Raw genomic sequence first — 12,364 nt, forward strand, 5'->3', positions numbered from 1 at the left:
GCACGACGACCTGCGCGCCGCCCCAGTCCCGCCGCCCGGTGGGCAGGGGCATTTTTTATGTCCTAAGCGAGCAGCCACGCAAGGAACGAGCCGATGACCGAACGCATGACAGGTGCACAGGCCCTGGTGAGGGCGCTGGAGCACGTGGGAGTCGACACCGTGTTCGGGATCCCGGGCGGCGCCATCCTCCCCGCCTACGATCCTCTCTACGACTCGACCAAGGTCCGGCACGTGCTCGTACGGCACGAGCAGGGCGCCGGCCATGCGGCCGAGGGCTATGCGCAGGCCACGGGCAAGGTGGGCGTGTGCATGGCGACCAGCGGTCCCGGCGCGACCAACCTGGTGACGCCGATCGCGGACGCCTACATGGACTCGGTGCCGATCGTGGCGATCACGGGACAGGTCGCCAGCGCGGCCATCGGCACGGACGCCTTCCAGGAAGCCGACATCTCCGGCATCACCATGCCGATCACCAAGCACAACTTCCTGGTCACCGATCCGGCGGACATCCCGCGCACGATCGCCGAGGCGTTCCACATCGCCGCCACCGGCCGTCCCGGCCCCGTCCTCGTCGACATCTCCAAGGACGCGTTGCAGGCCCAGACCACGTTCTCGTGGCCGCCGGTGATGCAGCTGCCGGGCTACCGCCCGGTGACGCGACCGCATTCCAAGCAGATCCGCGAGGCGGCCAAGCTGATCGCCGAGTCGAAGCGGCCGGTCCTGTACGTCGGCGGCGGCGTCCACAAGGCCCGCGCCTCGGCCGAGCTGCTGCGGCTGGCCGAGCTGACGAACATCCCGGTCATCACCACCCTGATGGCGCGCGGCACGTTCCCCGACAGCCACCCGCAGCACATGGGCATGCCGGGCATGCACGGCAGCGTGTCGGCCGTCGGCGCGCTGCAGAAGTCCGACCTGATCATCGGCCTGGGCGTGCGCTTCGACGACCGGGTGACCGGCGACCTGAAGTCCTTCGCGCCGTACGCCAAGGTCGTGCACGCCGACATCGACCCGGCCGAGATCTCCAAGAACCGCCACGCCGACGTGCCCATCGTCGGCGACTGCAAGGAGGTCATCAACGACCTCATAGCCGTGATCGAGGCGTCCGGCCAGAAGGGCGACTACGCCGACTGGTGGACGCTGCTCAACGGCTACAAGAAGACGTACCCCCTGGGCTACGAGCCGTTCGAGGACGGCTCCCTCGCCCCTCAGTACGTGATGGAGCGGCTGAGCGCCATCGCCGGCCCTGACACCTACTACGTGGCCGGGGTCGGGCAGCACCAGATGTGGGCCTCGCAGTTCATCGACTACGAGAATCCCGGCACGTTCATCAACTCCGGCGGCCTGGGCACGATGGGCTTCGCCGTGCCGGCCGCGATGGGCGCCAAGATGGGCCGCCCGGACGCGACGGTGTGGGCCATCGACGGCGACGGCTGCTTCCAGATGACCAACCAGGAGCTGGCCACCTGCGCGATCGAGGGCGTGCCCATCAAGATCGCCGTCATCAACAACGGCAACCTCGGCATGGTCCGCCAGTGGCAGACGCTCTTCTACGACCAGCGTTACTCCAACACCGACCTGCAGACGACGCGCCGGATCCCCGACTTCGTGAAGCTGGCCGAGGCCTATGGTTGTGTGGGCCTGCGGTGCGAGCGTCCTGAAGACGTGGACGCCGTCATCAAGAAGGCCATGGAGATCAACGACGTGCCCGTCGTGGTCGACTTCGTCGTCCACCAGGACGCGATGGTGTGGCCCATGGTCGCGGCGGGCACCAGCAACGACGACATCAAGATCGCCCGGGACATGGCGCCGAGGTGGGAGAGCGAAGATGAGTAGGCACACGCTGTCCGTGCTTGTCGAGAACAAGCCGGGCGTGCTGGCGCGCGTGTCCGCGCTGTTCAGCCGGCGGGGATTCAACATCGACTCGCTGGCCGTCGGGCCGACCGAGCACGACGACATCTCCCGCATGACGATCGTCGTGAACGTCGAGGAACTGCCTCTCGAACAGGTCACCAAGCAGCTCAACAAGCTGGTGAACGTCCTGAAGATCGTCGAGCTCGACCCGTCGCAGTCCGTGCAGCGCGAACTGATGCTCATCAAGGTCAAGGCCGACGCCGAGAGCCGCTCACACGTGCTGGAGCTCGTCCAGCTCTTCCGCGCCCGCTGCGTCGACGTGGCGGCCGACGCCGTGACCATTGAGGTCACCGGCACCCCGGACAAGCTGGAGGCCTTCATCAAGGTCCTCGAGCCGTTCGGTATCAAGGAACTTGTACAGTCGGGCATGGTGGCCATCGGCCGCGGCGCCCGATCCATCACTGACCGGTCCCTCAGGGCACTGGACCGTACCGCCTGAAAGGTTTTGAGCAAGTGACCGAGATCTACTACGACGACCAGGCCGACCTGTCGATCATCCAGGGACGCCACGTGGCCGTGCTGGGGTACGGCAGCCAGGGCCACGCCCACGCGCTCTCCCTGCGTGACTCCGGCGTGGACGTGCGCGTCGGCCTGCCGGAGGGCTCCAAGAGCCGGGAGAAGGCCGAGAACGACGGGCTGCGGGTCCTCACCCCGTCCGAGGCCGTCGAAGAGGCCAACCTCACGATGATCCTCGCGCCGGACCACATCCAGCGCGACCTGTACGCCCAGCACGTGGCCCCCAACCTGGTCGAGGGCGACGCGCTGTTCTTCGGCCACGGCCTCAACATCCGCTACGGCCTCATCGAGGCCCCGGAGGGCGTGGACGTCTGCATGGTCGCCCCGAAGGGCCCCGGCCACCTGGTGCGCCGCCAGTTCGAGGCAGGCCGCGGCGTGCCGTGCCTGGTCGCGGTGGAGAAGGACGCCTCGGGCAAGGCGCTGGACCTGGCGCTGTCGTACGCCAAGGGCATCGGCGGCACCCGCGCCGGCGCGCTGCGCACCACGTTCAAGGAGGAGACCGAGACCGACCTGTTCGGTGAGCAGGCCGTGCTCTGCGGCGGCGTCTCCGAGCTGATCAAGGCCGGTTTCGACACGCTGATCGAGGCGGGCTACCAGCCGGAGGTGGCCTACTTCGAGTGCCTGCACGAGATGAAGCTCATCGTCGACCTGATGTACGAGGGCGGCATCTCGAAGATGTACTGGTCGGTGTCGGACACCGCCGAGTACGGCGGCTACACCCGCGGCCCGCGCATCATCGGTGAGGAGGCCCGCCAGGAGATGCGCCGCATCCTGGGCGAGATCCAGGACGGCTCGTTCGCGCGGGAGCTGGTCGAGGAGTTCGACAGCGGTCAGAAGAAGTTCGCGCAATACCGCGAGGAGCTGGCCGAGGACGCGATCGAGAAGACGGGCGCCAAGCTCCGTCCGATGATGAGCTGGCTCAAGAGCTAGTTCGCGCGGGTCGTCGGACGGGTGGGTGAGCTGTCGCGCACCCACCCGTTGCCCGATTACCGAATGGGCCGGCGGTAGCCCGCCCCTCCACCTGCTCCTGACATGTCGGTGGCGATGAGATGATCTCTAAGCCGGACATGGCGGAACTCGTAGGCCGCCCCCGCTTGGCGTAGCACGCCCCGCCGATGTGCGTCATCCAGGAACGCGATGAGGTGCCATGGCAGGCGACACCGTGCGGCCAGCCACACACGCGCGATCAGGAAGCGGCCCCACGACGTTCGCGCCATCGCCATGAGTCCCGCGACGAGCCCGATCGCCAAGCCCCGCCGCCACACCGAACACGTGCCCGTCCGCCTGCCCGACAGCGAGCCCGCCCGCAATTCCGACTATTGGCCCGACGATCAGGGCGTGGGCGAGCGCCACTGATCGATCCATCCGCAGCAGTGACACGGGATTGACCGAATCAATCGCCTCTACAGGAGCGCCCACCCAGGCCCCGGCCCCCATGACCAGGCTGAACGCCAGACCGATCGCGATGCTCTCGGTCATGATCTGCAGCCCGCTCTCCAGGAACAGGGACATGACGTCCACTGTCTCGCCGCGCTTGACGGCCTGCACGGCAAACGTCATCAGGGAGCCTACGACCACCACGATGAGCCCGAACCCGAGCCCTGCCAGGAGCCTGCATCCGAACGGCCGGGTACGACCCCTGAGCCGGAACCGCACGGCGGAAGGGGCCGCGCTGCCAGACACGGCGATGATCCACCCACCCACCCCGCCCGCCGCGACGCCCGCGAGCCCGTCGATGAGGGCGGACGCTCGCCCGGCGGCCGGGCCGTCGGCCATCCACCCCGCGATCGCGCCGCCGACGGCGCCCACCAAACCGCCGGCCAGCCCGAACGCCACCGCAGGCACATACCGTGGAACGGAGTCCGCCAAGCGCCACCAGGCGAGATCATGCGTTTCGGCCGCCTGCATGCGGCTGGCGAGGAACCACAGCCAGGCGTTGACGCGTTCCGACCGCCACCGCGCTGGCGACGACCGGGGGCTCGGCCCTGGCGGTGGAGGCGGGGAAGTGGCGTAGGCCGCAGGCACGAACCCGTCGAGGAGGTGGCGCTCGATCACATATTGATCGGCGAATCGGCCGAGGTCGAGCATGGCGGCAGGGTCGGTGGCCGGATCCGTGTAGACGCTACGGGCCAGGGCGGCCATGAGAGGGCTGGACAGGACACGAGCGAGTGGCAGGTCGGGACGGTCACGAAGCGCGGCGAGTGTCGGTTGCCAGTGGGCGGCTTCCGGCGGCGTCGAGGTGAGAAACTCGGTGAGGTCGTCAAGGCGGACAGGGTGGAGTTCGATGACGGCGGCGGTGGACAGGATCACTCCGCCCGTTTCGACAGCGGCCTGATATTCGTCACCTCGCGAGGTGACGACGAAGGGTTGACCGCCGGCGTAGGTCCTGTCGATCCCCTTGATGGCCGCTATCCGTTGTGGCGGGGGTATTTCATCCATGCCGTCGAAGATGGGCAGGACCTTGCCGTTCGTCACCAGCCTCCACGCCGCATGGGGGCCGTAGCGGTCGGCGTTGAGAAGGAAGGGGTAATCCTGCTCCAGCCGCCGGGTGAGCCAGGTGCGCAGGTGCTCGCCGGCGCGATGGCCATCGCCTCCGGGATTCCACGAAGAAAGCGACAGCAACACCGGCACGGGATCCTCTTCTGCGATATCGGCGAGTAGCCCCAAGGCCAGCCATATGGCGATGACGCTCTTTCCAGCCCCTGGCTCGCCGAGCACCACCAGCTGGCGGGACGGAATCCGGCGGAACTTGGCCGCTATATCATGCAGATCGCCTTCTCGGAATAAGTGGGTCACGCGCTGATAGAGGCTCTGTTTTCTGAATATGACCTTCGGGTCGGCGGCCACCCGGGCACGCTGGGTGGTCGACCACCGCACCCGGAGCGGGTTGCGCCAACTCGGGCGCCGTGTCGACCCGGTCTTTATGACGGCGCTCCGGCCACTGCCGGTACACCTCGAAAGCGATCACGGCCAGGGCGAGGAGGGCCGCCAACGCCCATACCAGGATTTTTCCGGCGGGCGAGAGGGATATTGTCGTCGTGGCGAGATTGCCGACGAGTCCGAGCGATATTACGGCGAGTGCACCCAACGCGACAGCGAACAGCGAGGGCTTCTTTTGCAATCCGCCTGCTCCTTGCATCCGATGTCTAGCCGCGATTTTAGGAGAAGCGAGTCTCGTTCGTCGTTGACCGACGGGATGCGGCGAAACACTAAGCCAATCGCGGATCGATCGGGGTGAGCGGCGGGACTCTCGCCTCGATGGCGGCGGCCGCGTCCAGGCACAGGTCCTCGCGGAAACGAGGCCCGATGACCTGTACGCCCTGGGGCAGCCCATCCGCGACGCCGATCGGCACCGCCACCGCGGGCAGCCCGAGCAGGTTGACGGCCACGGCCATCCGCAGCGCTGCCGGCCACCCGGCGAGCCAGCCGGCGTCGAGGTCGGATCCCACGGCGAACGCCGGGCTGGTGCAGATCGGCGCGAGCACGAGCGGCGCTTCGCTCATCCACTCCATCCACGCCCGCGCTATCTCCGCGCGCTCCATCATGGGGTCGAAAGCGGACGTGTCGGCCGCCCGCGTCCAGTGCGGCTCGAACTCCGCCCAGAAACGTACGAACCCCTCGGACGCCACCAGCTCGACCGGGGGCTGTTCCTCCTGAACCCGGCCGTAGGCGGACATGATCTGGAAGTAGATCTCCCCGGCCCGGGTCAGGGCCGGCGCAGGGCGTTCGTCGACGACGTAGCCGGCGTCGGCGAGCAGGTCGGCCGCCTGCCGCAAGGCCGCCGCGACGCCGGGATCCGGTTCCGGCCCGTCCGGGTCGATCGCGAGGGAGACCCGGACGGGGTGTTCCACCGGCGGGCCGCCGAGGAGCGCGGGCGCGTACCAGGGGTCTCCACCGGCGTCCCCGCACATGTGGGCGAGGGCCAGCCGTAGATCTTCCACTCGCCGCGCGATCGGCCCGTGCACGGCCAGCAGCTGGAACGCGAACGGCATCGGTTGCCCTGGTCCGTCCCGGCCGACCAACGGCACGCGGCCCAGGGAAGGCCTCAGCGCGGTGACGCCGCAGCACTGGGCCGGCCAGCGGAGCGAGCCCGCCCCGTCGTTGCCCATTCCCAGCGGCGCCATGCCGGTCGCCACGGCCACCGCGTCTCCTCCACTGGAGGCGCCGGGGGTGTGGGCGGCCGACCAAGGGTTGAGGGTGGCGCCGCGCAGGTCGTTGTCCGTGTGCCAGCGCATGCCGAACTCCGGCATGTTCGTCCGGCCGATCGGGATGGCGCCGGCCGCGCGTAACTCGGCGATGTGCGGGGCGTCCTGGGCGGCGATCGCGTCGCGAAGCGCGACGATGCCCTGCGTCGTGGCCGAGCCCGCGACGTCGATGTTCTCCTTCACGGTCATGGGAACGCCGCAGAGCGGGCCGGTGGCCGAGCCGGCGGCGATCGCCCGGTCCACGGCGTCGGCGGCCCGGAGCGCCTCTTCCGCCAGAACAGCCGTGACGGCGTTCACCCGCGGGTTGACGTCGTCGATGCGCCGCAGACAAGCCTCGACGACCTCGCGGCTCGACAGCTCGCGGGCCCGGATCAGCCGTGCCAGCTCCACAGCCGACATCTCCCAGATTTCCGACATCACGCCTCCTCGGATTCGTCCCGAGGGAATCTAGGGCGTGTCCTCCGCGGATTGCAGTCTTGTCTTTGCGGTGTGCTTCAGCCGCCCGGACAGGGGGCGTGGGGACATGCCGCTGTTGGTCTGCCCTTCAAGGGGGTCACGTCGAGGTCAGCTGATCCAGCGTGTTGGTTGTCCGGTCACGCGGGAGACGGTGTCGAAGTCGCCGTCTGCGTGGAGCAGCGTCAGCTTGTGATGCCTGGCTGTCACCGCTGTGAGCAGATCTGTGGGGGAGGCGCATTGGTGCCACCCCTTTTCGGCGAGTTCTCGTTGCAAGTGGCTTGCCTCGTCCCAAGCCGAATCGGGGACGACGCAGTAGGGAAAGGTCCCGCGAAGAAGGCTGTCGGCTTCGTAAAATGCGGCCTTACCACTTACGGCGCGAAGATATTCGAGCCGCGCCGGCCTGATTCGTGTCGCCGCCCTTCTCCAGTACGGAGAAGTCGATCTCTCCCGTTGCCACCATCTCACGCATGCGGGCCACAGCCGCCGCTCGCCTGCGCCGGTCCACGATCTCTCGAAGCGCGGCGTTGACCGTGTCCTTCTTCGACGTGGTGCCAAGCAACCTCGCGGCCTCGGCGAGGGCCTCGTCGTCGAGGTCGATCACGGTTTTCGCCATGGTCCCCTCCGCACCTATATATACGTTCGCGAAAAAATATACGCGTCCGTGCGTCAAGGGGAATGGCGGGTGGCGGGCTGAGGGGCGCGGTCGATGTGGTCGGCGTGGAAGAGGCCCTCCGTCAGGAGACGGCGTACGTGCTCGTCCGCCGCGCTGTAATAGACGAACGTGCCCTCGCGGCGGCCCTTGACCAGCCCCGCCAGCCGGAGCTTGGCCAGGTGCTGGCTGACGGCGGTGGGGGCGGCGTCGGCCAGCTCGGCGAGGCACGCCACGGACGACTCGCCCTGCAGGAGCGCCCACAGGATCTTGATGCGGGTGGGGTCGGACAGCAGCCGGAACGACTCCGCCGCCAGGTGCACCTGTTCCTCGTTCGGCATGTCGAAGTCGGGCAGCGACGTGTGCATGCCGTCAGCATAACCCCCGGCCTCGCTACGTGCGTATCTGCGTGAATGCGCAGATATGCCGCCAATGCCCGACCGGCGCCGCGACGGGCCTCAGGTGATCGAGACGAGGTGGCCGTAGGCGATGGTGTTGTTCAGGTAGTGGCCGCTCGTGCGATCGAAGTCGCCGCCGCAGGTGATCAGCCGGATGGCCGGGTACGCCACGTCGCCGTAGACGCGCTGGGTCGGGAAGGCGTCCTTGCGTACAGACTCCAGCGCGTCGAGCCGGAACGTGGCGATCCTGCCGTCGGCGCGCGTCACCCGTACGCGTTCGCCCGGGCGCAGCTCGCCGAGCCTGGAGAAGACGGCCGGGCCGTCGGCGGTGTCCACGTGGCCGACGATCACGGTGGGGCCGGCGGTTCCCGGGGCCGCGCCCCGCTCGTACCAGCCCGTCTGATCGGCCTTCGACAAGGGCGGGACCTCCAGCGTGCCGTCGGGGTTGAGGCCCAGATTCATGACCTTCGCACGTACGCCGATCCCGGGGATCTCCACGCGGACCGGCGGTGAGGCCGGAACCCGTGGCGTCGCGGCCGCCGGAGCGGGGACGGCGGTGGCGGGAGCGGGCGCGAGGGCGGTAGGCGGCGCCGCGGACCGGGGCCACGACGACATCGCGATCAGAGCGGCGGCGCCGAGCGCCGCGGCGAGGGCGGGCAGCACGGCGCCGCGGCGAGAACGAGATCTGGGCAAAGCTGCACCTGGCTCTGATCGAGGCGGAGAAGGGTGGATTCTGGGAGCTGTAACTCTATATCCACTGATACAACAGGCTGAGTGGCTAAAATTTAGCAAAAGATGCGATAGACTCCGTTTTGCTCGCTGACCTGGGCATTTGCTCCATCAGGCGATAGCTCCCCCATGTCACCTCATTTCGCCTGAAGGTGCTGCATACGTGGCCTTCCCTCAGCGGGCCGTCGCGCGACCACGACCGACGTCGCACCGTTACGACGGCAAAACGAGCCTTCCTTGGGCGCCGATCGGCCAGATGCGCGTCACCGCGTTGCTCCCCGCCCACAACGAGGCCGAGCAGATCGCCGAGAGCATCGACTCGCTGCGTTTCCAGACCCGGCCCCCTGACCGCGTCATCGTGATCGCCGACAACTGCTCCGACGACACCGCCCGCATCGCCCGGCGGTGCGGTGCCGAGGTGTACGAGACCGCGGGCAACGCCCACAAGAAGGCGGGCGCGCTCAACCAGGTGCTCGACCGGCTGCTGCACTTCCTCGGCCCCGACGACGTGCTCCTCGTCATGGACGCCGACTCGGCGCTGGACCGGGGCTTCCTCCAGGCCGGGCTCGAATACCTGAGCAGTGGCTACTACGCCGCCGTCGGCGGCACCTTCACCGGCAAGGACGGTGGCGGGTTCGTCGGCATGCTGCAGCGCAACGAGTACGTCCGCTACGCCCGTGACGTCCGCCGGCTCCAGGGCAAGGCGCTCGTGCTGACCGGGACCGCCACCCTCTTCCGCGCGCTCACGCTGCAGCAGGTCGTCACCGCGCGCCGGGCCGGCCGCCTGCCCGGCGCCGGCCACGTGTACGACGTGCGCGTCCTCACCGAGGACAACGAGCTGACCCTGGCCATCCTCCACCTGGGCCTGCGCATCCTGGCGCCCAAGGAGTGCACGCTGACCACCGAGGTCATGCCCACCTGGCGCGAGCTCTTCCGCCAGCGGTTGCGCTGGAAGCGCGGCGCGCTCGAGAACCTGACCGACTACGGATGGACGAAGGTGACCCGGCCCTACTGGGGGCGGCAGCTGCTCTCATTCATCGGCATCGTGGTCGTCTTCCTCTACCTGGGGACCGTCGTGTGGTCCATCGCGGTGATGGGAGGCATGCGGATCCAGCCCGTGTGGGCCGCCATCACCGTGATCTTCATGGTCGAACGCGTCGTGACCGTACGCGCCCGCGGTCCGCGGCAGATGCTCCTCGCCGGGCTGCTGTTCGTGGAGATGGTCTTCGACGTGTTCCTGCAGATCGTCCAGGCGAAGGCCTTTTGGGAGGCGGCCTGGCACAGAGAAAGGAAATGGTGAGGATGTACAACAATCTGCCGATCGGGGGCGTGGCGGCCGGTTTCGGCGGCCTCGTGTCCGCTCCGTTCGCCGGCTTCAACGCGATCTGGATCGGGCTGGCGATCTTCACGATCGTTTCCGCGGGGCTCGCCGTCAAGCGGGTCATGCCCAAGCGCCAATCCTGAGACCCCGTGAGCGCCCCTCGCGCGAGTGGCGCTCACGGCTCCGGCGCGCGCCGTCCCTGAGGACTGCCGGGTGCCGCGATCACGCATCTAGCCTTTCATCGCATGCGGGGGACCGGATCGTCCGGTTCGGCTTGACGGGCGATCTTAGATGCACAAGATTGTTCGCGTCCCTCTGGACCGTCCCAAGGAAACCCTCATGAAGCGAACCATCGTCGGCGTTGCCGTGGTCGCGGGCCTGGCGCAGCTCGCCGCCACTCCCGCGCAGGCAGCGCCCAGGATCGACCCGGTGAAGGCGCTGAAGGCCGAGTTAACGCGCGGCAAGGCCGTCAACGTGCAGGCCACCGCGAAGGTGACGTACAGGCAAGGCATGTACGCCACCTCGGGCCTCGAAGGCACGATCGGGTTCGACACCCGTGGCGCGGCCGCCTCCCATGTGGCCCATACCCTCCAGTACAGCGAGGCCCTGCTCCGCAACATGATGAAGGAGCGGCCCGAGGAGACCGAGGCGTTGGGGCAGGGGCCCGTCAACATGATCTCTTCCGGGCAGACGAGCTACGTCGGCGGCCCGGTGGTCGCCGAGGCCCTGCCCGAGGGCACGAGCTGGGTGCGTTACGGCGGCACGGACGTGCCCTCCGGCAACCTGCTGCTCGACGTCCTGGAGCCCGCCACGCTCAAGACACTGATGGACCGCCGGGCCTCCTGGAAGGACGGCGTGGTCAAGGGGTCGATCAAGACCACCGATCTCGCCAAGGTCTCCTCCTCCTTCGCCTCGCGCTACGGCTCCGCCTCCGTGAAGGGCCGCACCGGCAAGATCTCCTACACCCTCTGGCTGAGCCCGAACGGCCTGGTCGAGCGGCTGGCCGCCAAGGGTGACCTGCACTTCAAGAACAGCTCGGTCCAGGTCGAGTCCGAGACCCGCTACACGGAATGGGGCCGCGAGGTCGCCATCCTCCTGCCGCTGGAAGGAGACGTCATCGACAAGAACCAGGTCGAGGACGACGTGCCGGCCGAGGTTCCGGGCATCTGGAGCTAGAAACGTCCGCCCGCCGCATGTCCCTCCATCGCGGCGGGCAGGTACGTACTCCATGACCGCGAGCACAGTCCATCGAACCATCGACGTAGACGGCGTCGAGATCTTCTACCGGGAGGCCGGGCCCGCGGACGCGCCGGTCTTCCTGCTGCCGCACGGCTATCCGTGCTCCTCCTACGAGTTCCGCAACCTCATGCCCGCCCTCGGCGACCGCCGGCGACTGATCTCGCCCGACCTGCCGGGCTTCGGCTACAGCGCCACCCCCGACCGCGCCGCCTTCTCCTACACGTTCGACGGCTACGCCGATTTCCTGGAACGCTTCACGCACGCCATGGGCCTGCCGGAGTACGCCATCTACCTGCACGACTACGGCTCCCAGTTCGGCCTGCGCCTGGCCATGCGCGCTCCCGAACGGGTCACCGCGCTCGTCATCCAGAACGGCGACATCTACGAGGACGAGCTCGGCCCGAAGTACGCCTGGCTCAAGGAGTTCTGGGCGAACCCGACGCCCGAGGGCCGGGCCGAGCTCGCCGCGAACGTCACCGAGGAGGGTTTCCGCGACGAGTTCGCCGGCGACCTGCCCGCCCATCTGGCCGCCCGGGTGAGTCCGGACCTGTGGACGCTGCACTGGGCGTTGATGAACACCCCGCAGCGCCGCGAGAACGTCGTGGGCCTGTTCGAGGACCAGGCGACGACGCTCGAATGGTTCCCGAAGGAGCAGGCGTACCTGCGCGAGCACCGGCCGCCGACGTTGATCGTGTGGGGCCCGCACGACGGCTACATGCCCGAGGGCGCCGCCCGCGCCTACCTCCGCGACCTGCCGGACGCCGAGCTGCACCTGCTCGACGCCGGCCACTGGGCGCTGGAGACCAGCCTCGGCGAGATCGTGCCGCTCATCAGGGACTTCCTGGACCGCGCCGTCCCCACCGCCGGCCCCTGACCCACGTCGCAGCCGATTACGGCGACAGGCAGAAGATCTTTCCTTCGTTATATCGTTCGATATAGC

The 12,364-nt window shown here is 68.3% G+C and carries 12 protein-coding genes; 7 read left to right on the forward strand and 5 right to left on the reverse strand.

The window, feature by feature from the left end; translation table 11 throughout:
• The first annotated feature begins 93 nt into the window (after positions 1–93).
• The 3 genes from ID574_RS26080 to ilvC are packed head-to-tail and all read left to right on the forward strand — an operon-like array spanning position 94 to position 3,357.
• On the forward strand, positions 94–1,833 hold the full coding sequence (locus tag ID574_RS26080) for an acetolactate synthase large subunit (protein WP_188191599.1): 1,740 nt from the start codon (positions 94–96) through the stop codon (positions 1,831–1,833).
• Positions 1,826–2,350 (forward strand): acetolactate synthase small subunit, encoded by a 525-nt coding sequence (gene ilvN, locus ID574_RS26085; RefSeq protein ID WP_188191600.1) that lies wholly within the window; start codon positions 1,826–1,828, stop codon positions 2,348–2,350. Before ID574_RS26080 ends, ilvN begins: the two co-directional genes overlap by 8 nt.
• Before the next feature lie 23 nt (positions 2,351–2,373).
• On the forward strand, positions 2,374–3,357 hold the full coding sequence (gene ilvC, locus ID574_RS26090) for a ketol-acid reductoisomerase (RefSeq protein ID WP_188191925.1): 984 nt from the start codon (positions 2,374–2,376) through the stop codon (positions 3,355–3,357).
• Positions 3,358–3,549: 192 nt separating this feature from the next.
• On the opposite strand, the gene ID574_RS26095 is transcribed toward ilvC, so the two are convergent.
• The 5 genes from ID574_RS26095 to ID574_RS26115 form a co-directional block, all read right to left on the reverse strand.
• Positions 3,550–5,274, reverse strand: coding sequence for an NACHT domain-containing protein (locus ID574_RS26095; protein WP_188191601.1), 1,725 nt, complete (start codon positions 5,272–5,274; stop codon positions 3,550–3,552).
• 362 nt (positions 5,275–5,636) lie between these two features.
• Entirely contained in the window at positions 5,637–7,049 is a 1,413-nt protein-coding gene (locus ID574_RS26100) for an amidase (protein WP_188191602.1), read from the reverse strand.
• A 400-nt stretch (positions 7,050–7,449) separates the two neighbouring features.
• Positions 7,450–7,701, reverse strand: coding sequence for a type II toxin-antitoxin system VapB family antitoxin (locus ID574_RS26105; RefSeq protein ID WP_188191603.1), 252 nt, complete (start codon positions 7,699–7,701; stop codon positions 7,450–7,452).
• Positions 7,702–7,754: 53 nt separating this feature from the next.
• Entirely contained in the window at positions 7,755–8,105 is a 351-nt protein-coding gene (locus ID574_RS26110) for an ArsR/SmtB family transcription factor (RefSeq protein WP_188191604.1), read from the reverse strand.
• 90 nt (positions 8,106–8,195) lie between these two features.
• Positions 8,196–8,828 carry a class F sortase gene (locus tag ID574_RS26115; protein ID WP_223167073.1) on the reverse strand — a complete coding sequence of 211 codons (633 nt, stop codon included), beginning with the start codon at positions 8,826–8,828 and terminating at the stop codon, positions 8,196–8,198.
• Positions 8,829–9,027: 199 nt separating this feature from the next.
• Here ID574_RS26115 and ID574_RS26120 point away from each other — a divergent pair, with 199 nt between their 5' ends.
• The 4 genes from ID574_RS26120 to ID574_RS26135 all read left to right on the forward strand — a co-directional run bounded on the left by ID574_RS26120 (position 9,028) and on the right by ID574_RS26135 (position 12,298).
• Positions 9,028–10,164, forward strand: coding sequence for a glycosyltransferase family 2 protein (locus ID574_RS26120; protein ID WP_223167074.1), 1,137 nt, complete (start codon positions 9,028–9,030; stop codon positions 10,162–10,164).
• A 2-nt stretch (positions 10,165–10,166) separates the two neighbouring features.
• Positions 10,167–10,328 (forward strand): hypothetical protein, encoded by a 162-nt coding sequence (locus ID574_RS26125; protein ID WP_188191605.1) that lies wholly within the window; start codon positions 10,167–10,169, stop codon positions 10,326–10,328.
• Between the two features lie 196 nt (positions 10,329–10,524).
• The gene (locus ID574_RS26130) at positions 10,525–11,361 is read left to right on the forward strand and encodes a hypothetical protein (protein WP_188191606.1); all 837 of its coding nucleotides are present in this window, start codon (positions 10,525–10,527) and stop codon (positions 11,359–11,361) included.
• A gap of 52 nt (positions 11,362–11,413) precedes the next feature.
• Entirely contained in the window at positions 11,414–12,298 is an 885-nt protein-coding gene (locus tag ID574_RS26135) for an alpha/beta fold hydrolase (protein ID WP_188191607.1), read from the forward strand.
• Positions 12,299–12,364 lie beyond the last annotated feature (66 nt).

This window comes from Nonomuraea sp. SYSU D8015, from assembly GCF_008065375.1.
Classification (GTDB): Bacteria; Actinomycetota; Actinomycetes; order Streptosporangiales; family Streptosporangiaceae; genus Nonomuraea.